The sequence below is a fragment of the Chitinophaga sp. genome, assembly GCF_035761305.1.
Classification (GTDB): Bacteria; Bacteroidota; Bacteroidia; order Chitinophagales; family Chitinophagaceae; genus Chitinophaga.
The window spans coordinates 50,643-75,879 of record NZ_DASTRI010000286.1; the positions used below are offsets into that span (position 1 = coordinate 50,643).

The 25,237-nt window shown below is 51.2% G+C and carries 20 protein-coding genes; 12 read left to right on the forward strand and 8 right to left on the reverse strand.

Going from position 1 to position 25,237, the window contains the following annotated elements; genetic code table 11:
• Window positions 1-137: 137 nt before the first annotated feature.
• Both VFS25_RS24445 and fbp read right to left on the reverse strand, forming a co-directional pair.
• Entirely contained in the window at window positions 138-629 is a 492-nt protein-coding gene (locus VFS25_RS24445; protein WP_326464811.1) for a CAP domain-containing protein, read from the reverse strand.
• A 97-nt stretch (window positions 630-726) separates the two neighbouring features.
• Window positions 727-1,758: a class 1 fructose-bisphosphatase gene (fbp, locus tag VFS25_RS24450; protein WP_326464812.1), complete on the reverse strand. Its 1,032-nt coding sequence runs from the start codon at window positions 1,756-1,758 to the stop codon at window positions 727-729.
• A gap of 149 nt (window positions 1,759-1,907) precedes the next feature.
• Here fbp and VFS25_RS24455 point away from each other — a divergent pair, with 149 nt between their 5' ends.
• From VFS25_RS24455 to VFS25_RS24510, 12 genes are all read left to right on the forward strand, one after another.
• Window positions 1,908-3,173, forward strand: coding sequence for an aspartate kinase (locus VFS25_RS24455; protein ID WP_326464813.1), 1,266 nt, complete (start codon window positions 1,908-1,910; stop codon window positions 3,171-3,173).
• Between the two features lie 172 nt (window positions 3,174-3,345).
• A complete protein-coding gene (locus tag VFS25_RS24460; RefSeq protein ID WP_326464814.1) occupies window positions 3,346-3,537 on the forward strand; it encodes a hypothetical protein in 192 nt (63 codons plus the stop codon).
• Window positions 3,538-3,654: 117 nt separating this feature from the next.
• On the forward strand, window positions 3,655-6,060 hold the full coding sequence (locus VFS25_RS24465; protein ID WP_326464815.1) for a TonB-dependent receptor: 2,406 nt from the start codon (window positions 3,655-3,657) through the stop codon (window positions 6,058-6,060).
• Between the two features lie 560 nt (window positions 6,061-6,620).
• Window positions 6,621-7,211: an RNA polymerase sigma-70 factor gene (locus VFS25_RS24470; RefSeq protein WP_326464816.1), complete on the forward strand. Its 591-nt coding sequence runs from the start codon at window positions 6,621-6,623 to the stop codon at window positions 7,209-7,211.
• A gap of 49 nt (window positions 7,212-7,260) precedes the next feature.
• Window positions 7,261-8,310, forward strand: coding sequence for a FecR domain-containing protein (locus VFS25_RS24475; protein WP_326464817.1), 1,050 nt, complete (start codon window positions 7,261-7,263; stop codon window positions 8,308-8,310).
• Window positions 8,311-8,430: 120 nt separating this feature from the next.
• A complete protein-coding gene (locus tag VFS25_RS24480; RefSeq protein WP_326464818.1) occupies window positions 8,431-11,859 on the forward strand; it encodes a TonB-dependent receptor in 3,429 nt (1,142 codons plus the stop codon).
• Window positions 11,860-11,882: 23 nt separating this feature from the next.
• Window positions 11,883-13,505, forward strand: a complete 1,623-nt coding sequence (locus VFS25_RS24485; protein ID WP_326464819.1) for a RagB/SusD family nutrient uptake outer membrane protein — start codon at window positions 11,883-11,885, stop codon at window positions 13,503-13,505.
• Between the two features lie 29 nt (window positions 13,506-13,534).
• Window positions 13,535-14,677, forward strand: a complete 1,143-nt coding sequence (locus tag VFS25_RS24490; RefSeq protein ID WP_326464820.1) for a SusE domain-containing protein — start codon at window positions 13,535-13,537, stop codon at window positions 14,675-14,677.
• Window positions 14,678-14,708: 31 nt separating this feature from the next.
• Window positions 14,709-15,869, forward strand: coding sequence for a glycoside hydrolase family 76 protein (locus VFS25_RS24495; RefSeq protein WP_326464821.1), 1,161 nt, complete (start codon window positions 14,709-14,711; stop codon window positions 15,867-15,869).
• 280 nt (window positions 15,870-16,149) lie between these two features.
• The gene (locus VFS25_RS24500) at window positions 16,150-17,208 is read left to right on the forward strand and encodes a sensor histidine kinase (RefSeq protein WP_326464822.1); all 1,059 of its coding nucleotides are present in this window, start codon (window positions 16,150-16,152) and stop codon (window positions 17,206-17,208) included.
• On the forward strand, window positions 17,195-17,899 hold the full coding sequence (locus tag VFS25_RS24505) for a response regulator transcription factor (RefSeq protein WP_326464823.1): 705 nt from the start codon (window positions 17,195-17,197) through the stop codon (window positions 17,897-17,899). The genes VFS25_RS24500 and VFS25_RS24505 overlap by 14 nt, the downstream gene beginning before the upstream one ends.
• A 246-nt stretch (window positions 17,900-18,145) precedes the next feature.
• Window positions 18,146-18,607 carry a hypothetical protein gene (locus tag VFS25_RS24510; protein ID WP_326464824.1) on the forward strand — a complete coding sequence of 154 codons (462 nt, stop codon included), beginning with the start codon at window positions 18,146-18,148 and terminating at the stop codon, window positions 18,605-18,607.
• A gap of 152 nt (window positions 18,608-18,759) precedes the next feature.
• Here VFS25_RS24510 and VFS25_RS24515 read toward each other — a convergent pair whose 3' ends face one another.
• From VFS25_RS24515 to nuoI, 6 genes are all read right to left on the reverse strand, one after another.
• A complete protein-coding gene (locus VFS25_RS24515; RefSeq protein WP_326464825.1) occupies window positions 18,760-20,199 on the reverse strand; it encodes an NADH-quinone oxidoreductase subunit N in 1,440 nt (479 codons plus the stop codon).
• Window positions 20,200-20,373: 174 nt separating this feature from the next.
• Complete coding sequence (locus tag VFS25_RS24520) at window positions 20,374-21,912, reverse strand: NADH-quinone oxidoreductase subunit M (protein WP_326464826.1); 1,539 nt, start codon at window positions 21,910-21,912, stop codon at window positions 20,374-20,376.
• Between the two features lie 28 nt (window positions 21,913-21,940).
• On the reverse strand, window positions 21,941-23,830 hold the full coding sequence (nuoL, locus tag VFS25_RS24525) for an NADH-quinone oxidoreductase subunit L (protein WP_326464827.1): 1,890 nt from the start codon (window positions 23,828-23,830) through the stop codon (window positions 21,941-21,943).
• 27 nt (window positions 23,831-23,857) lie between these two features.
• Complete coding sequence (gene nuoK, locus VFS25_RS24530) at window positions 23,858-24,166, reverse strand: NADH-quinone oxidoreductase subunit NuoK (RefSeq protein ID WP_326464828.1); 309 nt, start codon at window positions 24,164-24,166, stop codon at window positions 23,858-23,860.
• Entirely contained in the window at window positions 24,163-24,690 is a 528-nt protein-coding gene (gene nuoJ / locus VFS25_RS24535; protein WP_326464829.1) for an NADH-quinone oxidoreductase subunit J, read from the reverse strand. Before nuoJ ends, nuoK begins: the two co-directional genes overlap by 4 nt.
• A 20-nt stretch (window positions 24,691-24,710) precedes the next feature.
• Complete coding sequence (gene nuoI, locus VFS25_RS24540) at window positions 24,711-25,226, reverse strand: NADH-quinone oxidoreductase subunit NuoI (RefSeq protein ID WP_326464830.1); 516 nt, start codon at window positions 25,224-25,226, stop codon at window positions 24,711-24,713.
• Window positions 25,227-25,237 lie beyond the last annotated feature (11 nt).

Consider the following 25,237-nt stretch of genomic DNA (forward strand, 5'->3'; position numbering starts at 1 on the left):
TAGCGGCGAACAGGGGCGCCTGGCCGGTGAAAGGGCGTTTTAGGGCTTTGCGCGGAATGCCTTACGCCAAACAAAAGCCGCAGGCTGTACAACGTTTACAACCTGCGGCTATAATCAGATAGCGGTAACGCTACCGGCTAATGCTTAATAAACACCTGGGTGAAAAAGATGATGTTGCCCTTTCCGCGGGCAGCGCCAATACCAATAAGGTTATAGTCGCCCAGCATATTGCGGCGGTGGCCCGGGCTTTTGATCCAGCCGTTCACCACGCCTTCAGCATCCAGGTTACCATAGGCCACATTTTCAGCGGCGGCAGCCACACGGCCTATTTTTTTGCCAACATGATCTACCCTTTCCTCAAAGCCTTCGTGCCCGAAGCCGGTGCGGCCTTTAGCCATATCCTGGCTATGGTCCAGGGCTTCCCGGCTGATGATGTCTACCAGCTGCAGGGGCGGTTTGCCCTGCGATTTGCGGAACTTATTGGTGTAATACAGGATCTGCTCGTCCATGCGCTTTTCCGCCACGGTGCTGTCGGCCCCAATAGCGCTGCGGTGGCAGGCCCACGCCTGCATACTCAGGAAAAAAGAGAAAAATAATAGTACAATCTTGTGTCGTTTGCTGATAACCATATGTTTAGTAATAATTGAATAAAGGAACTAACCTTAGACCATTTAAAACGACACAGGTTTAGCAAGTATTGTACCTATTTTTAATTTATAATACAATTTAATGATGCGCCTGGGGGCGATAGTTGGTTACAATTTTCTGCCAGGTTTCCATCATGGATTTAGAGCCTATGAAAATGGGCACGCGCTGGTGCAGCTGCGCGGGCTTCAGCTCCAGCAGGCGTTGCCGCCCGTTTGCCATAGATACGCCGCCGGCTTTTTCCATGATGAACGACATGGGGTTGCACTCATAGCACAGCCGTAAACGGCCGGAGGAATACTTGCCGAAAGCCGGGTACATGAAAATGCCGCCCTGTATAAGCGTACGGTGTATTTCCGCTACCATGCAGCCCACAAAGCGGTGGCGGTACAGCTTATCGCGCTCGTTACGGGCCAGGAAGTGGTCAATGGCCGCGCGGATGCTGTTTTCATACATATAGTAGTACCCGATGTTCACCGAAAAAATATCGCTTTCAGCGGGGCATTTGAGGTTGGGGTGCGACAGGCAGAACTCTCCTATGGAGGGGTCCAGCGTAAAGCCCTGCACGCTGCGGCGCGTGGCGTACACCAGCATGGTGGACGAGCCGTAAATAATATACCCGGCCGCTATCTGCTGGGTGCCCGGCTGCAGAAAATCTTCCAGCTCGCAACGGCTGCCCAGCGGGCTTAAACGCCGGTACACGGAAAAGATGGTGCCTATGGAAACGTTTACATCTATATTACTGGAGCCGTCCAGGGGATCCAGCAAAACAACATATTTTGAGTTCCTGGAATGCTCATCGTCAAACGCAATAAAGGTTTCATTTTCCTCAGATGCCATGCCGCAGCAGTAAATGCTGGTTTGAAGGGAGTTGATGAACTGGTCGTTGGCAAATTCATCCAGCTTTTTTACAGACTCGCCCTGTACGTTGGTTTTTCCTACTTCGCCCAGTATATCGGCAATACCGGCCTTGTTCACTTCTACATTCACCCGTTTGGCGGCCAGGCCTATATCGCGTAATAACCCCGATAGCTGGCCCGTAGCGCCGGGGTAATTCCTGAGCTCCTGGATGGTAAATTCATCTAAGGTCATCACCTTTTGCTTGCTGTTCATATGGTTATTGATTTTTTGGGTATTAACGAATATAAACTAAAATAGTTCTATTTTAACGGAACTGTCATTTCCTGCCAAACATATTTTAAAACAATTTCAAAGTTGCCGTAATTTGCCGGAACTTTTTTTAACAGAAGACATTTTACCTTATGAAGGTTTTCAAGTTTGGCGGAGCAAGTTTAGAAAGTATTGAACGTATACATAAAGTAGGCGCCATTGTGCAGTCGTTCCCGGATGACAAGCTGCTGATTGTTATATCTGCCATGGGCAAAACAACCAACGAGCTGGAGAAGGTGGCCCAGAACTTCTTTTTGCGGAAAAGGGAAATAGCCGCACAGCTTTTATATAATATAGAGCAGGCCCATATGGAAACTGCCGCTGCCCTGCTGGGCAACCGCGAGCATCCCGTATTTCAGCAGCTGCAGCAGTTTTTTACAGAGGCGGAATGGACGTTGGGCGAAAAGCCCCTGCGCACCTTTGATTACTATTACGACCAGCTGGTGGGCCTGGGCGAGCTGCTGAGCACCGCCATTGTAAGCGCCTGGTTTAACCAATCCGGCATCCAGAACACCTGGATAGATGTACGCGATGTTTTCCGCACCGATGATAATTTCCGCGATGCCAATATCGACTGGGCAGCTACACAGCGCAATGTTACCGAAAAGGTGCTGCCCCTGTTCAATACCACCAACATAGTAATAGCCCAGGGCTTTATCGGCAGCACAGACCAGAATGAAAGCGTAACGCTGGGCCGCGAAGGCAGCGACTACTCCGCTGCTGTTTTTGCCAACATGCTCGACGCCGAAAGCCAAACCATCTGGAAAGATGTGGAAGGGCTCAAAAATGCCGATCCCAAGCTGTTTCCCAACACCATTAACATACCCGAGATCAGCTACAGCGAAGTAATTGAAATGGCCTACTACGGGGCGCAGGTTATTCACCCCAAAACCATAAAGCCCCTGCAAAACAAGCAGATACCGCTATATGTAAAATCGTTCCTGAACAAAGACCTTCCCGGCACTGTTATAAAGGAAGAAGCAGACCATACGCAGCTGCCGCCTATTATTGTGCTGAAGCAGAACCAGGTGCTTATTACGGTTACTTCCCGCGACTATGCTTTTATCACGGAAGATAAGATCAGTGATATATATGACATATTCCACGGCCTTAAAATAAAAATCAATCTTATGCAGAATGCAGCCATCAGCTTTTCCTGCTGTATTGATAATAACCCGGAAAAGATAGAGCTGCTCATAAAGGCCATGCACCAGGATTTTAAGCTATCGTACAACGAATCACTGCAATTGCTTACCATGCGCTATTACCAGGATGGGCTGCTGGATGAGCTGTGCAATGGCAAAACCATTTTACTGGAGCAGCGCTCACATACGACCGTACAAAGAATTTTAAAGTAAAACACTGCCGCTCACCCACACCCCCTGGCTGTAACTTATTGTAAATGAGTGCGTGCGTCCCGTAAATTGTGCATTACGTCACATTTTATATTTCCGCGTGCAACCTTTCTTTATCTTGCTCGTCTTTAGAATAAAGCAGTAATAAAAAATGAAAAAGGTCATCCTCCTCCTAATGTTCTGTGTGATCGTGCTGGCATTATGCAGCTGGGGAAACCGCCTTGCAAAGTCATCTGATGTGGATAAAGTAGAGCTGCGCCCCGACATGGTGCCTTTTTACCTGGTTACCTCCGGCATACAGCAGTTTTTCATACACCCAAAACAAAACAACAGCGCATGCCGCAATAATGCATGCCGCAATAGCTGAACTGTAGGCATTTTCTAAAACCGTCAATAAATATTAAATATTTCATGCCGCCGCTGTTCCGTCGCAGCAGCGGGCCAATCTGGTAATATGAACAGGATTAGTATTACAGGGCTTTTTATGCTCTTTACACTGAGCGCATGGGCCCAAACCGTTAAACAAGGGAAAATAACAACCCGCATCACAGACCCCAACCGCCAGCCCATGGGTTTTGCCAACGTGCTTGTACGCAACGTAAAGGACAGCATACTGGTAAAAGGCGAGCTGAGTGATGAACAGGGCAACTGCACCATTAACAATATACCTTACGGTCATTACTATATACAGTGTACGCTCATGGGCTACGCCCCCACCACCAGCAAGGCCTTCACCATTGATGCTAATCACCCGGCCCTTTCCTTACCCGCTATTATACTTACAAAACAAACCAGGGAGCTGCAGGCCATTAATGTAACCGCACAAAAACCCTTTATTGAGCACAGCGCCGGCAAAACCACGCTGAACGTGGAAAGCAGCGTATCTTCCGCAGGGCAGAACGCGCTGGACCTGCTGCGCAAAGCGCCCGGTGTTACCGTAGATAAAGATGACAACGTTGTAATAAAAGGCAACCAGGGCGTAACGGTAATGATAGACGGCAAGCTCACTTACCTTTCCGGCGACCAGCTGGCTAACCTGCTGAAAAGCACGCCTGCCGAAACCATTTCGCAGATAGAGATCATCACCACCCCGGGCGCCAAGTACGACGCGGCCGGCAACAGCGGCATCATTAACATTAAAACCAAAAAAGGACAGCTCACCGGCGTTAACGGCACCCTTAATGCCAGCATGGGCCAGGGCTTTTATCCTAATTTCAATGGAGGCGGCAATATTAACTGGCGCACCACCAAATTCAACCTGTTTGGCAATTACAACAATGGCAACCGCCGCTTTTTTACCCTGCGGCAGCTATGGCGTAATATTAATACGCCCGATGATCCCATGCTGTTTTTCCAGGATATTTTCCAGCGCAACCAGTTTACGAACAGCACCTATAAAGCCGGTGTGGACTACTTCATCAGCAAGCAGCACACCATAGGCGTGCTGGTAAACGGGTATAACAACGCTTTCCGCAACAGCATTTACAGCGCTACCGATATAGGCAAACAAACCGGAGAGGTAGACTCTGTGCTGAACACCCTTACCACCAACAATAATCATTTCAATAATGTGGCCGTGAACCTGAACTATAAAGGGCAGCTTGATACCAGCGGTACAGAGATCAGCATGGATGCGGATTATGCCCGGTTTAAGAACAACCGCCGCCTGAACCTGTACGACAGCCTGTACGACCGGCACCAGGAAACGGTGCGCGACCCGCACGCCATCCGCAACCAGGGCAATACCACCGTAACCATTAAAAGCATTAAGGCCGACCTGGTGCTGCCCCTGAACAAACAATCCAAAATAGAGGCCGGCGTAAAAGCCAGCTTTGTGGAAACGGATAATGGGCTTCGCTACGACTCGCTGAAAGGCAAGGAATATGTGTATGCCCCCTCCCAGAGCGACCGCTTTATTTATAAAGAGAATATACTGGCCGCCTACAGCACCTACAAGCTGCAATGGCGCAAGTGGGATGTGCAGGCCGGCCTGCGCCTGGAAAAAACCATTTCTGAAGGCCACTCCATAAGCCTGGGCAGCAAGATAAAGCGCAGCTATCTCGACTTCTTCCCCAGCCTGGCCACCGACTATAAATTAAGTGAAGATCACAAAATCGGTCTGTCCTATTCCCGCCGTATTGACCGCCCGGGTTACAACGGGTTAAACCCCTTCCTGTTTTTCCTGGATAAGTATACCTATGCCCAGGGTAACCCCTACCTGAGGCCCGAGTACACGGACAATACAGAGCTGTCGTACACCTTTAAGCAAAAGTATATTCTCACCCTGGGCTATTCCTATACCCGGGATGTAATTGATGAAATACTGACCCAGAACGACAGCACCAAGATTACCCTGAGCACCAACGTGAACTACAACAACCGGAAGAATTACAACCTGACGCTTACGCTGCCCTTTGACGTTACCAAATGGTGGAATACCAGCAATACGCTGAATATGTATTACATCTCGTACGACCTGCAAACCTATGGCCTGAATGTGCAAACCAACAAGCTGGCCTGCTATTTTAACACCACCAACACCTTTACCCTGCCCTATGATATGAAGGCCGAGGTAGGCGGCTACTACTCTTCTCCCTTTATAGAAGGCATATTCAGGGGCAAAGCGCAGTACGATATAAACCTGGGCCTGCAAAAGCAGCTGATGCGTAAAAACCTTACGGTGAAGCTCAACGCCGCCAACCTGATACGCCGCGGCAACGAGTTCCTGGGATATGCGCAGTACCAGAATGTAGACACGCGCATCCACAATACCTGGAACTCGCCGGTGTACACGGTTTCCATCAGCTACCGTTTTGGCAACAGCAATATTAAAGCTGCCCGGGAACGCCAAACCGGCAATACAAACGAGCTGCAGCGCGCGGGAAACTGAGTCAATTACGAATTACGAATTACGAATGGGGTGTGGCCGTAGAGCGGGTCTGTTCTTAGTAGCGGGAAGTGCATTTGAAGGATAGTGAAGTGAATGTTAACAGAGAGATTACCCGGTTTATAGCATTATAGGTTCTTAATCAGCCGGTGGTTGCCGGCAATAAGTGGGATAATATATTACAGGCTGCTTACCGCCGTTCTCAGCCCGTAATAAATCGCTCGTTTAATATGAATGCACTTACCGCCATTCGTGGGTTCATTTCAACCAAAGTCCTGCATTTTGAATGCAGGACTTTTTTATTGCCTTTTATCACCCTGCCAATTCTTGTTTCAACAGATATTCCAGTACAGAAGGCCCTTTTCCGCTGCACTCAATTCGTAATTCGTAATTGGTAACTGCCTGCCCTTCCTGCCACTCCCCCTCCTTCGCTGCATTCAATTCGTAATTCCTAATTGATAATTCGTAATTATTTTCTCCCTCTTTGTACGTATTTTTCCGGAAATCTCTGTCCTATATGGTAAAAGGGGGAAAATCTACGTTTCTATCATCCCGCGCGCGCTATGAACAATGTGAATATTACAGAGTGGCAGCATCAGATTGCACGTTACGGAAATGAGCAGGCTTTCGCGGAGCTGTTCCGGCATTTTTATGACCGGCTGCTGCGGTTTTGCCTGCAATATGTACAGGCCCGCGAAGCCGCCGAAGAAATCGTGTCCGACGTATTTGTAAAGGTTTGGAACCGCCGGGAAGCCCTGGAGGGCGTTCACAACCTGGAAGTGTATCTTTTTGTGGCTATCAAAAACCACTCGCTGAACTATTTACAGCAATACTCCAACTTACGTGTTACACCACTTACAGATAACGGCTTATCGCAGCTTACCAGCCCTGTAGATCCCGAACGGGAAATGGAGTGGAAAGAGCTGCTGTTTAAAATGGACCAGGAGGTAGACCGCCTGCCTGACCAGTGCCGCAAAGTTTTTAAGCTCATAAAGGAAGAAGGCTTCAAGTATAAGGAGGTGGCGGAGATCCTGAACATATCGCCACGCACCGTGGAAACACAGCTGGTGCGCGCCATGCGCCGCCTGAATGAAGCAATAGGCCCTTACCTGCCCAATAACAGGGAAGGCGGAAAAAAAATTTTTCCCTTGTAAGTAATTCACCTTTTTCAACCTGTCCTCTCCATTACAACAGCTCCAACTTATGAACGACGAATTATTTGTTTTACTCATCTCCAGGAAACTGGCAGGCGAAGCCACGGCGCAGGAACTGCAGGAACTGGAAGCCCTGTTGCAGGCACATGCAGCGTTACGGGAGCGTGCTGCCATCCTGCAAAAACATTTTACGGAATCGCATTATTATTCATCCTCCAATACGGAACAGGCCCTGCAACGCACACTGCAAAAGCTGCAGCTCCCGGAACAACCTGTTGCCGTACAGGCGCCCGTTGCCGCGCGGCGCAGGCGCAGGGCATTGCTGCGTACCCTGCTCATCGGATCGGCCGCAGCCGCCGCCGTAGTACTGGTGCTTTACATAACCGGTACACGGCAACGCGCGCGGCCGGTGAAGCAAATAGCCGCCGTGCTGCCAGATACCGCCCAGTGGATGAAACGGCAGAACGGCAAAGCCACCAAAGCAGTGATAGAGCTGACGGACGGCAGTAAAATATGGCTGAATGCCGACAGCCGACTTAACTATCCCGAAGTATTTGCCAACACCTCCCGCGAAGTGTATCTCGAAGGCGAAGCATTTTTTGACGTAGCCAATGATACCCGCCGGCCTTTCATCATTCACCTGCGTAAAGGCACCATACAGGTGCTGGGCACCTCTTTTAACATACGCGCGTATGAGAATGAGCCGGTGCAAACATCCGTAACTACCGGAAAGGTGGCGTTCATTCCCTTGTATGAAAACAACCAGCGCAGGCCCGATACCTTTTTGATTACGCCGGATGTAAAAGTCACCTATGCGCAAAACACCGGCAAGGTAGTAAAAGAAGCCACCACCAGCGCCGACGACAGGGCCTGGACAGAAGGGCGCCTGGTTTTCAAGAATGCCACGCTCGAAGCTATTGGCGCAGAGCTGGAACGCACCTTTGGAAAGAAAGTAGCATTTCTCTCCGATGCGCCGCGCCAATACCGCCTTACCGGCTCTTTCCAGCACAACTCATTGCAGGATATCATGTATTACCTGGCCAGGTCAAGGGCCTTCCATTATGAGATTACCGACAGCACACTTTTAATCAGTGAGTAATAAACCAAAGAAAACAATTGTTCATTATTTAAACCAAAGATCCACGCTATGAAAGAAAGACCTCTACAAGGTTCCCTTTTGTCCGCTTTCCGTTCATGGTGCTTTCCAATTGTCATTTGCATGGCTTTACTGAGCATGCTGGACCTTAAAGCACAGGTTGCGCTTGCATATGGCATGCCGCCTCCGGGTGGCATGCAGCAGGTAAAAACTACAGGCAGTAATCCGCTGAGCAGCCGCATTAGCCTGCAGGTGAAAAATGAAAACCTGGATCAGGTGCTCGAAAAAATTGAGCAGCAGACCTCCTATGTATTTGTGTACTCAAACGACATTATTAAAACCGCGCAGCGCGTAAGCCTGGATGTAAAGGATAAGCAGCTGTCGGAAGTGCTGCCCATGCTGCTTTCGCCGTTGAACGTAAGCTATGAGCTTATCAGCAATAAGATCATACTGCGCCAGGGCACCGAGCCGGCCGCCGAATTCCGGCAGCAGGAAACCGTTACCATCAGCGGCTATGTGCTGGATGAAAAAGGCGACGGCATTCCCGGCGTAAACGTTCGCCTGAAAAATACCAGCACCGGTACCACTACGAGGGAAGACGGTTTTTTTACGCTAAAGATCCCCAGTGGGCAAGCCAATGGTACCTTGGTATGCTCGTCCATTGGCTTCGTTACAAAGGAAGTGGGGATCAACAGCCGTACCAGCATTAACGTAATACTGGACGCCGAGTCAAAAGACCTGGGCGAGATTGTGGTAACAGCTTACACTACGCAAAAGAAAGCGCAGGTAACAGCCGCCATCAGCACTGTGGCTACCAAAGACATTACCAGCCGCCCGGCTGCCAACATGTTCCAGGCATTACAGGGGCTGGCGCCTAACCTTACCATACAGCAGAACACCGCGGAACCCGGCGCTGCGCTCAACCTGAATATCCGTGGGGTGGGCAGCTTAACCGGCAATGCGCCGCTGGTTATTATAGATGGTGTACAGGCAGGCAGCACTGGCTTGCAGAACCTGAACCCGTACGATGTGGAAAGCATTTCCGTGCTGAAGGATGCCGCATCTTCCGCCATCTACGGCTCACAGGCCGCCAATGGCGTGATATACATCACTACCAAAAGAGGTAAGAAAGATGAGAAGCCCAGCGTACAGTACAACGGTATGTACGGCCTGCAAACGCCTACTACCCTGCCCCGGCAGGTAGAAGCCTGGCAGTACATGACCATGAAAAATGAGGCGCTGGTAAACTCCGGTAAAACGCCGCAGTTCTCCTCCGACGAAATACAGTACTGGCATAACCGCGGCTCGTACCCGGCCATGCTGCATGAGCTGATACGCAACACCACGCCGCAGCAGAACCACAGCCTGAGCGTGACCGGCGGCGGCAAAAGCAGCAGCTACCTGATTTCCCTGGGCTATGTTAACCAGGGCAATATGCTGCAGAACTCCTGGCTGCCAAGCGACCAGAAGTTCTATTACAAACGCTATAATGCGCGCGCCAATATAGGCATAGACGTTAGCAAGTATGTAAAGGTGGCCGCCAACCTGGCCTACACCAAATCATACACCCGCACCCACCCGTTTGATATGGGCATTATGATGCGCGACGCCATGCGCGTTCCCCGCATTTATCCCGTAAAAGACTCCCTGGGCAACTGGGTGGTGCCTTCCCTTACCAGCAACAGCATATTTGCGCAGCTGGCGGAAGGCGGCTATAAAATGAACGAGCAGGATAACCTGATGGGCGGTATTGATGTAACCATTACGCCCATTAACCACTTCAAGCTGAACTTTAACGCCTCCGGCGTGTACAACATCAATAACGAAATAAGCCGCATTAATACATTCACCTACGCGCCTTACTACACTACGGCCGCACCGCCGCAGTACGATGAGCTGCACAGCCGGGACTTCAAAGACTTAAGCACCAACGTGTATGCCACTGCCGAGTATGAGAACACTTTTGACAAGCATTACGTAAAAGCCCAGGTAGGCGCCCGCAGCGATGCTATTAACGAAGGGTACGGCCTGCGCGCCGACCGTTTCGGCACCACTAACCTGGATAACGACTGGGCCATTGGCGGCGGCTACCGCCCCAAGCCCGACGGCACTTTTGACTATGGCAGCATAGGGGATTACAATGATATTGTGAACCCCAACCTGTATGCGCTTAACTCCCTGTTCGGCCGTTTGAACTACGCGTATAACGACCGTTACCTGGCAGAGTTCACCTGGCGTTACGACGGCTCTTCCAAGCTGGCCCCCGGCCACCGCTGGCAGTTCTTCCCGGCCTTCTCACTGGGCTGGCGTATCACCGAAGAAGATTTTATGCAGTATGTAAAGGATAATATCGGCAATGTGAAATTCCGCTTCTCTTACGGACAGGTGGGTAACTCCAACATCGGCGGCTTTAACTACCTGGCGCGGGTAACGCTGAACCAGGGTTATTATTCCTTTAACAACAGCCCGGTAACCGGCGCCACCTTCAGCACCTATAACGACCTGCTGCAGTGGGAAATTTCGGCCATGACCAACTACGGTATAGATGCGGATTTCTTCAAAGGTGCGCTTACCGCCTCCTTTGACTATTTTAACAAAAATACTTCCGGCATATACCTGTTCCAAACCGTGCCCGGCACCGCCGGTACCGCGGCCCCGCTGGAAAACGTGGGTAAGGTAAACAACAAGGGCTGGGAGCTGGCATTAACCTACCGCCTCACCACCGGCAAGTTTAACCATGCCTTTGGCTTTAACCTGGCGGATAACCTGAATAAGGTGGTAGCCTTTGGCCAGGAGTCGATCCGCGGCTCCGACTTCTCTTACATTATTAAGGAAGGCTTCCCCATCTCCTCTTATTACGGTTATAAGTCTAACGGCCTTTACCAGAACCTGGACGATATCAAGAACGCGCCTAAAGTGCCGTTTGCCTACAACCAGCAGGTAATGCCCGGCGACATCCGGTATGTAGACCGTAACGGCGATGGCGTAATAGACGCAGACGACCGCTATGTTTTTGGCAATCCTTTCCCACGTTATACATTTGGCTTTACCTACAACGTTACCTGGCACGGGTTTGACCTGAACATGTTCTGGCAGGGTGTGGGCAAGCGCTCCCAGTTCCTGCGCGGCGATATTGTGGAAGCTTTCCATAATAACGAAGACCACGCCTTTGTGCAGCACCTGGATCGCTGGACGCCCACCAACCCGGACGCCACTTATCCGCGCCTGACCATTGGTACCGCAGATGCCAACAATTTCGCTTACTCCGATTACTGGATGTTTGACACCAAATACCTGCGCCTCAAAAACCTGCAGTTAGGCTACACCCTGCCAAAAGCAGTAACGCAAACGGTTAATATTGAGAGCGCCCGTATTTACTTTACCGGCCAGAACCTGATCACTATTATGCCTAAACGTTTCCGCGAGCTGGGAATGGATCCTGAGTTCACACAGTTTGATGACAAGCTGAATTTTTCAAACTACAACCCGATTGCCGGACGTAACTATCCCAATGCCGCTACGTTTGCGGTTGGGGTGGATGTGAAATTCTGATGTAGGTACAAAAACAAAAATCAATGAAAAAAACACTCATCATAGCACTTTGCGCAATTGGGCTGTTTTCCTGCCGGAAGCTGGACCAGCCTATTACGCGCGACTTTACGGAAACGGCCTACTGGCGTAATGAGCAGGATGCGCTGGACGCCCTCTCTGCCTGCTACGAGCATTTATCCAAAACAGATTATTTCTTTGGCGATAATGGCCTGAGCGACGATGCCTATGTAAACGGCACCGGCTTCCAGAACGTAACAGCCATTGCAAACGGCGGGTATGATCCCTCCAATGGGCGCGTAACCGACACCTGGAGCTATTATTACACCACCATTCGCCGTTGTAATACTTTAACGGAAAACATTGACAAGGTACCGGCGCTGGACAGCACCGTAAAGCATCGCATCACAGCGGAAGCGCGTTTTATCCGCGCCTACGCCTACTTTCAGCTGGCCACCTGGTACGGCGATGTGCCTTTTTTCACCAATGTGATCTCTATAGACGACTCCCGCACAATTGCACGCACCGATAAAAATACCGTGCTGCAGTTTGTGCTCAGCGAGCTGAATGCGATCCGCGCCGACCTGCCGGTAAATAACTATTCCGGTACCGGCGGCTATGCCGATAAGGACAAAGGCCGCGTTACCCGTGGCGCCGCTATTGCCCTGAGCGCCCGCGTGCATTTGTACAACGGGCAGTGGCAGGATGTTGTGAACGACTGCGAGCAGCTGATCAACAAAACAGACAACGGCGCCTATGGCCTCATGGACAACTACGCCGGCATTTTTACCGTAGGCAATGAGTATAACAAGGAAGTGATACTGGACCTGCAGTACGGCGGCGGCCGCACCTACGATGTGCTGCGCAGCTTTATGCCGCAAACCGTAGCCCTGCTCAGAAGCGTGCTGGTACCCACGCAGGACCTGGTAGATGATTACATTATGCTGAATGGCAAAGGCATTAAAGAAACCGGCTCGGGCTACAGCGAGAGCGATCCGTACAGCAACCGCGATCCCCGCTTTAACGCCACCATCCTGCATCACGGCTCTACGGTAACCGACTTTAACGGCGCGGTGCAAACCATTCTCACACAGCCCGGCTCTGACCCGGCCACCAATACCGTGGACGACCAGGGCGCCTCTCCTACCGGTTACTATTTTTATAAATACTACGACCGTACCGCCACCAATTACCAGTCGGGCCTGAACCTCATCCTCATCCGCTACGCCGATGTATTGCTGATGTATGCAGAAGCCAAGAACGAGCTGGGACAGCTGGATGCCGGCGTATGGAACAACACCATCCGCGCGCTGCGCGTACGGGCCGGCTTTACCGATGCCGGCGCCACGGAATTTAACGCCGCCTGGACCCAGGACCAGCTGCGTACAATTGTACGCCGCGAACGGCGTTCCGAGCTGGCCTTTGAAGGGCTGCGTGTGTACGACATCCGCCGCTGGAAAATTGCCGACCAGGTGCTGAGCAAACCGGTAAGGGGCATAAAAGTTACCTCCGGTGCTTTCAATAAGGATCCCAATGGCTATATCATTGTGGCTACCCGCACCTTCACAAATCCAAAGCACTACCTGTGGCCGGTGCCCACATTTGAACGCGATCAAAACAAAAATCTGTCACAAAACCAGGGATGGTAAAACTATTAACGATCTTAAAATTCCCGTATATGCTTAAACGTTTAGCTGTTATAACCGCCGCATTGCCCATCGTAACTTCCCTGTTCCTGGGCAGCTGCAAAAAGGACGATTACAAACTGAACACCAATATTAAACCGGTAGAGCACCTGAGCGCACCGGCCGACAATAAATTTGTGAAGCTGCAGCCCGCCACCAGCGCCACTGTTAGCTTTGAGTGGGACCAGGCCCGCGCGGAAGACGGCTCCCTGGTGCTGTATGAAGTAGCCTTTGACAAAGAAGACGGCGATTTTTCACAGCCCATTGCCAAATACACTTCCGATGGCGGCGGCGTGCAAAACAAGCTTACCCTCTCCCACAAAGACCTGAACAGCATTGCCAACAATGCCGGCATACCTGCACTGGGAACCGGTAAAATTAAATGGACCGTGCTGGCCGCCAAAGGCTATAACGTACAAAAGGCTGCGGAAACCCGTACCCTGGAAGTAGAACGGCCCAACGGCTTTGCGGAAATACCCGTGGATGTATTCCTGACCGGCAGCGCCACCGAAGGCGGCGACGATCTTTCCAAAGCCCTGCACATGAAAAGCATCACCGCCGGCGTATTTGAAATTTACACTTCGCTGAAAGACGGTACCTACAAGTTTGTAGACCACAACAGCGGCACGCCCGCCACCTATTCTTTAGACGGCGCAGTGCTGAAAGAAGGCGGGGAAAGCACACAAACCGGCACCAAGGTGTACCGCATACGGCTCGACTTTAACAACACTACCGCTACCGTAACGGAGATAACCGGTATGGGGCTGTGGTTTGCGCCGGATAACAAAATACTGTTTGATCTTACCTATGCAGGCAACGGCACCTTTGTAGCCAGCAACCAGGTAATTACTTTTAAACAGGAGTCATGGGGCCGCGATGAGCGCTACAAGTTCCGCATGAATGTGAAGGCGGCAGACGGCACTACCGGTGAGGAATGGATGGGCAGCTCCAATGCCGACAACTCCCGTCCTACCGCCGCCACACCGCTCAGTTTCTGGCAGCTTTATCCCATTGCCAATAACGACCAGTGGAACTACTGCTATAAGTTTATGACGGAAGTAGATACCAATGCCTGTGATGTGAAAGTGTATTTCTATACAGATAAGCCTTATACGCATGAAGTGATTGTGCTGTAAAGCGCGTTTCAAAAACATTTAAAACAAGCTCATGATCTCATTACAACGTTTGCTGGCGCCCTGCATGCTGCTGTTGTCCGTTACCTGGGTTTCCTGCCTGAAGGAGCCTGTGGATGACGGTCCCGGCCCCGGTGCAGGCAAAGCCACCTATAAGTTCGACTGGACGGCTATTACCGACTCTGCGCAGGCATCGCTTGTTGGTAATTTCTATAACAGCAATGAAAAGTATTTCAATAAGAACAACGCCGGCGACCTTACCTTTAACTACTGGCCCCAGGCCCACGCGCTGGATGTGCTTACAGACGGTTACCTGCGTACGAACAACGCCGACATTAAAACCCGTATGACCGACCTGCTGGACGGCGTAAAGGCCAAGAACGGCAACACCTACATCAATCATTTTTATGATGATATGGAGTGGATGGCGCTTGCCTGCCTGCGCGCTTATGAAGCCACCGGCGACAACCGTTTCAAAACCGTGGCCCAGGAGCTGTGGAGTGATATTAAAGGCGGCTGGGACGATGTATGGGGCGGCGGCATTCACTGGAATAAAGACAAGTCAAAGAACTACAAAAATACGCCCGCCAATGCGCCCGCAGCCATTATTGCCGCCCGCATGTACGGCGTAACGCAGGACCCTGCGGATCTTGACTGGGCTAAAAAAATATACCAGTGGGAAAAAACCACGCTCACCGATCCGGCCTCCGGCCTGGTATACGATGGCATTAACCAGGATGGCAGCGGCCAGGTAAACAAAGACTGGAAGTTCACCTATAACCAGGGCGTGTTCATAGGTGCAGCAGTGGAGCTGTATAAGCTAACCGGCGAGCAGGCGTATATAAACGATGCGCTGCGTACAGCCAACAACTCCCTGGGCGGCGACTTTACCAAAAACAACATCCTGAAGGATGAAGGCCAGGGCGACGGTGGCCTTTTCAAAGGCATACTGGTACGCTACCTGATGCTGCTGATCACCGACGGTGACCTGAACAGCACAGACAAAACGAAGTTTGCCAACTTCCTGCAGCTGAATGCAGAAACCCTGTGGCTGCAGGGTACTGCCCGCCCGGAGGTGCTGTTCAGCACCAACTGGACCAGCATACTCACCAATCCTGACCTTACCACGCAGCTAAGCGGCACCATGGTGCTGGAAGCTGCCGCCAGGCTCAGGGAAATGGAGCTGATCGATTAAATGTGCAGATATGCAAATGTGCAGATGTGCAGATGATAAGTGTGCGAATACAGAAATGTGCATATAAGATGCAGATGTGCATATTTGAATAATGTGTAAATGTGCAGGTGTGCCAATGGCTCATAGCCAGGCATTCATCTGCACATTTGCATATCTGCACATCTGCACATTCCAACACTTTTGTCTGTTGGCACATCCGTTCAGTGTTTTCGTCCTTCGGTAATGGTTTTTCATACGTTTATGCAGTAATAACCGCCTTTTTTACGATTTTTGAAATCGCATGAGCCGGTTGTTACTGCATATTTTATTCTGGGTAGTGTACCTGCTGCAGGACTCTTTACTGGAATTCCTGTGGGTAGGCCCTGCCATATCGCAGGTGCCGGAAGACAAACGTTTTGTAATGGCGCTGCAGGCCGCCATTGCGGCAGGCATTCCCAAAATGGTGTTTGTATATTTCCTGCTGGGCGTATTTGTAGACAGAATACTGGAAGGCGCCCGCATATGGGTAGAAACCATCAAGATAGTGGTGCTGCTGGCCGTTGTAATTGTGCTGTACCGGGCCGCTTTTTATTATTTCGTGTACCCGCATGTGTACAGCGGCATGTTAACACGTTCGCCCCTGTTCAATCCCAGCAGCCTGCTGGTAGCTGTTATGGATTTTGGATTTGTGGGCGGCACTGCCGTTACCCTGCACCTGCTGCGCAAACAGCTTACCAGCAAAGAACGGGAAAAGAACCTGGTAAAAGAAAAACTGGAAACGGAGCTTAAGTTCCTGCGCAACCAAACCAACCCGCACTTTTTATTCAATACGTTAAATAATATTTATGTGCTGGCCCGCAAGAAATCGGACCTCACGGCGGAAATTGTAATGAAGCTTTCCAAGCTGCTGCGCTTTATGCTGTATGAAACCGGCAAGCCTTTTATAACAGTAGCCGAAGAAATAAAAATGCTGGATGATTACCTGGAGCTGGAAAAGATCCGCTATGACGAACGGCTTACCATTACCTTTGAAAAGGATATTGATAACGGCGCCTGCCCCATAGCGCCTTTGCTGCTGCTGCCTTTTGTGGAGAACGCATTTAAGCATGGCGTTAGCGAGTCGCGCTTTGACTCTTTTATCTATATTCATATCAGCCTGCGGCAAAGCCGCCTTACCTTCCTGATAGAAAATACCAAGGAGAACGGCAGCATACAACCGGTAACGGATAACATAGGGTTAGGGAATGTGCGCCGCCAGCTGGAGCTGATGTATAAAGATTACCGGCTGGATGTAGCCGACCAGCACAGCCGCTTTAAAGTACACCTTACCATAAACCTGGATAGCCATGCAAAAATATAGCTGTCTTATTGTAGAAGACGAGCCCCTGGCCGCCGAAGTACTGAGCGATTATATTCAGCAGGTGCCTTTCCTGCAGCTGCAGGGCATTTGCAGCGACGCTATTTATGCCATGGAAATACTGCAAAAAGAAAAGATAGATGTAGTGTTCCTGGATATTCATTTGCCCAAGCTCAAGGGAATGGATTTTGTAAAAGCGCTTTCAGCGCCGCCGCAGATTATTATTACCACTGCTTACCAGGAGTACGCCCTGCAGGGCTATGAGCTGAATGTGGTAGATTACCTGCTGAAACCTATTGAGTTCAGCCGCTTCCTGATGGCGGTAAATAAAGTAAAGAAGCCCGTAAATGCTTTTCCACCGGCTGCCGGCGCAGCAGCGCCTGAAAGGCAATACCTGTTCTTTAACGTAAGCAAAAAAATGGTAAAGGTGTACCTGGATGAAATCCTGTACATCGAAAGCCTGAAAGAATACATCCGCATTGTTACGCGGGACAAAACCATTCTTACCAAATTCCAGCTGGGGCAGATAGAGGAGCTGCTGGCCAGGAACAACTTCCTGCGGGTGCACCGTTCCTTTATTGTATCTAAAGAAAAGATAGACGCCTTTACTGCAACAGATGTGGAGATCAATGGCAAGTGCATTCCCATTGGCCGCAGCTATAAAGAGCTGGTAATGCGGGTGCTGGAGCAGTAACCGTTTACAACCAACCACCGGCGGTTTGCAACCTACCAATGCCTTTCTGCCGTTGCTGTATACTGTATATAGCCGCTGAAACCTCCCCTGCTGATTTTACAACAGCCCTTTTCGCTTCCTGTTTACATTTGATGTGAATTCAGCCAAAACGTATGTCCCGGCTCCTTCCGCCACAAAAGGTTACAACAATAGTTATACATATCTATCGTTAAACGGGAACCATGTTTTAAACAAACGAACAATTGTATGTCAGCGTATTCTGTAGCATCCCGCGTAAATGCTGTTTTACGCACCGGTTTAATAGCCGGTACTTTAGACATCCTTACCGCTATTATCGTGTATGCATTTATTATGGGCAAAGTTACCCCGGTGCGGCTGCTACAGGGCGTTGCCAGCGGCGTATTTGGCATGCGGGCCTTTACAGGCGGCATAGCCATGGCCCTCACCGGCCTTGTTTTCCATTATGCCATTGCGCTGATAGTTACAACAGTGTATTACCTGTTGTACCCCCGCCTGCCCTTTTTACATAAACAATGGGTGCTGAGCGGCGTATTATTCGGTACAGTGGTATGGCTGGTAATGAACCTGGCCGTGCTGCCCCTCTCCAATTTTCCGCAGGCGCCCCTGCGCTGGGCGCCTGCGCTTTCAGGCATGGCCATTATTATTGTAATGATAGGTTTGCCCGTAGCATACAGGGCGCGGCGCTGATGTGCAGATGAATGATCTGCTATTATTCCCATTTGCACATTCACATTTTATACAACGCAATGCATCAATTCATTTACACCTGAATTTGCATTTGCACACCTTCCTATTCGCACACATTTTCATCTGCACATCTCCATATCTGCACATTTGCATTATTTTATCAGCTGCATCATTTGCTGTATCAGCTGCATCATAGCGGTGGGGTATACGCCCAAACCCAGCAGCAGCACCACCAGCATCCCCAGGGTAATGTTGCCTGCCAGCGGCAGGGAAGGCTTAATGAATATACGTTTATCCGTTTCAGTGGTGCGGAACATGGCCGTTACTACCCGCATGTAATAATATAAGCCAATTACGCTGTTGATCACCAGCATCAGCAACAGCAGCCAATGATGGCCGTCGGCCCCTGCCATTACAATATAGAACTTGCCTATAAAACCGGCCGTAAGCGGAATGCCGGCCAGGGATAGCAGCATTACGGTAAACACCAGCGCCACCCAGGGATAGCGCCAGAACAGGCCCCGGTAATCGGCTACTGTTTCCGCGTCCTGCACGCTGCTGCTCATTACTATGAGCACGCCAAAAGCGCCAATGCTGGTCGGGAAATAAGCAACCAGGTAAAAGGCAATGGCTTCCAGCCCCGACTGCGCGCCGCTCAGGAAGGCCACCAGCAAATAGCCCAGGTGCGCAATGGATGAATAGGCCAGCATACGTTTGATGTTCTGCTGGGTAAGGGCCAGCCAGTTACCCACAAACATAGAGGCGCTGGCAATAATAGCCATGATCCACCACAGCATGTTATAATCGCGCCCGCCAATATCCTGGTAAAAGCGGATCAGCACCACCAGCACGCCGCCTTTGGAAATAGTAGCTACAAACGCAGCTACCGGCAGCGGCGCGCCTTCATAAATATCCGGCGCCCACATATGAAAAGGCACTATGCCCAGCTTAAACCCGATGCCTATAAGCATAAGCCCGAAACCGGCTATCACCGGCAGCGGAAAAGTACCGGCCTGGCGCAGGTAGGCGCCTATGCCGGGAAAATCCATATGCCCGGTAAAGCCGTACACCAATGCCATTCCAAACAATAAAAAGGCAGAGGACAGCGCTGCCAGTATCAGGTATTTAATACCCGCTTCGTCCGAGCGCTGGCGCGCCCGCAGGTAGGCAATAAGGCCGTACAGGCTGATGCTGAGCATTTCCAGCCCCAGGAAAAACGACATAAAATGCCGGCTGATCACCAGCACCAGCGCACCGGCCGTAGCCAGCAACAGCAGCAGGTAATATTCTTCCTTCCTTTCTTCCCGCTCTTCAAAATAGTCGTAGGATAACAGCACAATGATCAGCCCCGAGCCTACAATGGCGCCGCTGTTGAACAGCGCAAACATATCTATTACCACCAGGGGCGCTATGATATGCGGCAGCAGCCTGGCAACAGGCACTACCGACATCAGCGCCAGCGCGTAAGCCGCCAGCGTTACAAAATACACCAGCCGGTGATTGCGCCAGATGGCTACCAACAGCATACACAATACGGCTGCACCGCAGATATTGAATAAAGGACCGAGAGCAAGGAGATCATTGAATGTCATAATAACACAGTTGGGAATTACGAATTTGTCAATTATGAATTACGAAACGCGAAGCGTTCATGAACGCCTTTGAAATTTAGATAGGATGGTGAATAATTAAATGCTGCGAACGTTCGTGCAGGTGAGCACTATCTTCGGCAGCGTCCCGTTTCTTATAGCCGGCGCTTACTTTTATTATTTAATTACAAATAACGAATCCGTTACCGGTGCTGCCCGCGTATTATTCGCATCCGGGCTGGTAGTCGCTTCGGGCCCCGTAATTCGCAATTCGTAATTCGTAATTGTCTTTATCACCGGCTGCGGGTAAACGCCCAGGAAAAGTATCACAGCTATCAGCGGCGTAACAATCAGCCATTCCCGCAGGCGCAGGTCAGGCAGCGCATACTGCCTTTCCGTTTGCCCGAAGAATACCTTTTGCATAATGCGCAGTGAGTACACGGTGGCTATTACCAGGCCAATGGTGGCCAGTATGGTAAACACCTGGCTGGCCTGCCAGCTGCCCAGCAATATCAAAAACTCCGCTACAAAATTTCCCAGCCCGGGTAAGCCCAGCGACGCCATTACAAACACCATGGTTACCGTGCCCATAGCCGGCATGGCGGTCCATAAGCCGCCCATGCGGGCCAGTGCCCGGGTGTGCATGCGTTCATACAGCAAGCCCGCTATTATGAACAATGCGCCGGTGCTGATGCCGTGCGCAATCATCTGCATTACCACGCCTTTGTAGGCCAGCTCGTTAAAAGCAAAAGCCCCCAGCAGCACAAAGCCCATATGGCTTACGCTGGTATAGGCAATCAGCCGTTTCAGATCGGGCTGCGAATAGGCCAGCTGTCCGCCGTACAGTATACCGGCCACGCCCAGCAGCATGGCCCAGGGTGCAAAGCCCTGAGCCACTGCCGGAAAAAGGGGTAACACAAAACGCAGGATGCCATATGCCCCCGTTTTTAATAATAGCCCGGCCAGTATTACGCTGCCGGCCGTGGGGGCTTCGGTGTGCGCATCCGGCAGCCAGGTATGAAAAGGAATGGCCGGCAGTTTTACCATAAAGGCTGCCAGGAAACCCAGCATCAGCCATTGCGCGGTAGCGCGCTGCATAGGGGTGTTCAGCAGGTAAAAATAATCGAACGTATATACGCCGGTGTTAGCGGCATGGGTAAAGTACAAGCCCAGTATAGCCAGCAGCATCAGCAATCCGCCGGCCTGGGTAAAAATGAAAAATTTATAGGCCGCATATTCGCGCCGTTCATGCCCCCATATGCCTATCAGAAAGTACATGGGTATTAACATCACCTCCCAGAAAAAGTAGAACAGGAACAGGTCCATGGTAAGGAAAACACCGGCAATGCCGGCTATTACAAACAGCAGGTTAAAATGGAAGAACCCTACCCGGAAGGTTATTTCACGCCACGATATAAGCACGGATAAAGCGCCCAGTAAAAAGGTAAGCGCCAGCATCACCAGGCTTAACCCGTCAACAGCCAGGTGCAGGCTAATGCCGAAATGCGGTATCCAGGGCTGCTGCCAGTTATACAGCCAGCGATCAGGGGGAACATTACCGGCGGCGCTGATTACCCATATGCCGGCTACCAGCGCCAGGCTGCCCAACAGGCTTACCAGCGCTATCCAGCGGCAGAGCGCTGTGCTCCTGGCTGCCAGCAGCCAGGAAAGCAAAGCGCCCAACATGGGTATTAGTATGATGTATAACAAGACCATTGGTGTATGAGTTTAGTGCTATTTTTTTCTATACAGATACCCGCCATATAAGCACGCTTAATATCACCACTGCGCCCAGCACCACCCCCATTATATACCAGCGCAGTATGCCGCTTTGGGTACGGGAAAGCACATCATGGCACCACTCTGTGATACGCGTTACGGCAGTGTATATACGATCTATCATATCGCGCCGGTTCATGCGGGCAGTGCGTACGAACGGCCGTACCACCAGCATATTGTAAAAGCCGTCAAAGGCCCAGCCGCTGAACCACAGGCGGCGCAGCCAGCGCATAAAAGGCATTTGTGAAAAACGCACCATCCCGTCGGGCTTTTGCACTACCCACGTCCAGGCAATGTAAATACCCGTGAAGGTAAGCCCCGCTGCCAGCAGCTGTGAGGTCCATTCCAACGCAACGGACTCCTGCTGCAGCTGTACGGCGGGCAGCACCTGCTGCAGCCAGCTGCTGAACAGGGTTACATGCCCCAGCGTATGCGGCAGCTCAACAAAACCGGCCAGTGTGCTGCATGCGGCCAGTATGTACAGGGGTATCATCATACGGTTGCCGGGCGTATGCGCCGTATGATGCGTGGCAGGCGCGCCGTAAAAGGTAAGAAACACCATACGGAAGGTGTACATGGCTGTAAGGAAAGCGCCGGCAATGGCTGCTATCCAGTAAAATGTATGTCCCTGTACCGACGACCAGGCCAGCCACACAATCTGGTCTTTGCTGTAAAAACCGGAGGTTACGAATGGTATGGCCGACAGTGACGCAGCGCCAATGAGGAATGTCCAGAACACGGCGGGCAGCTGCTTACGGAGGCCCCCCATTTTAAACATATCCTGCTCATGGTGCATGGCTACTATTACCGCGCCCGCTCCCATGAACAACAGGGCTTTAAAAAAGGCATGCGTTACAAAATGGAAGATAGCGGCCGACCAAGCGCCCACCCCCAATGCCAGGAACATATATCCTATCTGGCTGATGGTGGAATAGGCCAGCACCCGCTTAATGTCTGTTTGCACCAATGCGCTGCAGCCGGCCAGCAACAGGGTAACGGCGCCTATAACGGCTACGCCTGTTTGCGCGGCGGGGGCCAGCGTAAACAATACATGCATACGGGCAACCAGGTAAACACCTGCGGTAACCATGGTGGCGGCATGTATAAGCGCGCTAACGGGCGTAGGGCCGGCCATGGCGTCGGGCAGCCAGGTTTGCAGCGGCAGCTGGGCCGATTTACCTACCGCCCCGCCCAGCAGCAAAAAGGCAATAAGCACAATAATAGCGTTGCCGGTGGTCCATATTTCAGGCGCATGCGCCAGTATTTGCGGTATCTGTAATGTGCCGGTGTGCTGAAACAGCATGAACAGCGCAATGGCCATAGCGGTGTCGCCTACACGCGTCACAATAAATGCTTTACGTGCTGCATAGCCGTTGGCAGGATCTTTATACCAGAAACCTATGAGCAGGTAGCTGCACAGGCCTACCCCCTCCCATCCGAAATACAGCAGCACCAGGTTATCGGCCAGCACCAGCAGCAGCATGGCGCCAACAAAAAGGTTCATGCAGGCAAAAAAACGGGTGTAGTCCGCATCATCCGCCATGTAACCGGTAGAATATACATGAATAAGAAAACCTACAAAAGTGATCACAAATACAAAAGCCAGCGACAGGGCATCCAGCCGCAGGTCAATACCCGCGCTGAAATTACCGGCCTGCATCCAGGTCCATAAATGCTGCACAATGCTGCTTTCACCGGACTGCACGAACGGGATGCCCAGCAGCAGGGTAATGGCTGCCGCTATACCTATACTTCCGCATGCAATTGCGGAAACCGCCCCCCTGCTGAAGGCGCGCCCGCCCAGTATGAGCACCAGCGCGGAAAAGAACGGTAATGCCGGTATAAGAGAAAGCATAAACGATGTTTTGTGTTTTAAAAATCTTCACCCTCTCATGCGGCTGGCCTCATCACTGTCCAGCGATTTCAGCTGGTGATACAGCTGCAGGATAAGCGCCAGCCCTACAGAAACTTCTGCGGCGGCCATGGCGAGTATGAACATGAACATTACCTGCCCGTCCGGCTGCGACCAGTGGGACGATGCCACAATAAAGGCCAGCCCCGCCGCGTTCAGCATAATTTCAACAGACAGCAGCATAAATATCATGTTCCGGCGTATGAGCATGCTGATGAGCCCAAGCACGAACAGGATGCCGGCCAGCGTCATACCCGCGGTTGTAGGATGTATGTTCATGATGCTTTGGTTTCAAAAAAACGGTGCGCAATTTTAGGTTTCTGCCTGCCTAAGTGGTAAGCGCCCACAATGCCGGCCATGAGCAGCATGGCGCTCAGCTCCACTGCCAGTATATAAGGGCCAAACAGACTGCGGCCCACTGCTTTCGGCTCTACCTGCTCAATGCCGCTTACCGGCGTATGGTTTTGCGCAATCAGGTACACCAGCTCTATAAGCAGCACGCAGCAAAACAGGGCAGGCACCAGCCACATGCCGGGCTTTAGCCACTGTTTTTCGAGGCGCGTGCTTTCCGGCCCCATGTTCAGCATCATCACAAAAAAGATGATGAGCACCATAATGGCCCCTGCATACACGATAACCTCCAGCGCGGCCATATACGGCGCGCCGTACAGGTAAAAGATCACGGCCACCGACAGCAGCGATACGATCAGGTATAGCAGCGCGTGCATAATATTAAACCGCGTAATTACCATTACGGTGGAAAAAACGGCAATAGCCGCCGCTATGTAAAATGCAATGCCCATAGTAATTGATTTTAGCGCCTTTACGGCAACAGGCTTTTAATGTCTACCGGCGGCTCCTCATGTTCCGCCTCTCCCTTGGCTTTGCCGCCTATGGCCATGCCGGCTACCTTGTAATAGTTATAGCCCGGGTATTTGCCCTGGCTGTTAATAAGCAAATGTTCCTTCTCATACACCAGGTTTTGCCGGTTGTATTCCGCCATTTCAAAATCGGGTAACAGTTGTATAGCGTAGGTAGGACAGGCCTCCTCACAAAAGCCGCAAAAGATGCAGCGCGAAAAGTTAATGCGGAAAAACTCCGGGTAGCGCCGCCCGTCCTCATCTTCAGTAGCCTGTAAAGAAATGCAGTCCACCGGGCAGGCGGCCGCGCACAGGTAACAACCCACACACCGCTCTCCCCCGTCAGGATCGCGGGTAAGCGCTATGCGGCCGCGCCACCGCGCAGGCAGCGGCGCCTTTTCTTCAGGGTACTGGTAGGTTTCCCTTTTATGGAACATGTGCAGAAAAACCAGCCACATGCTGCGCAACAGGCTAAACATAATTTGCAGTT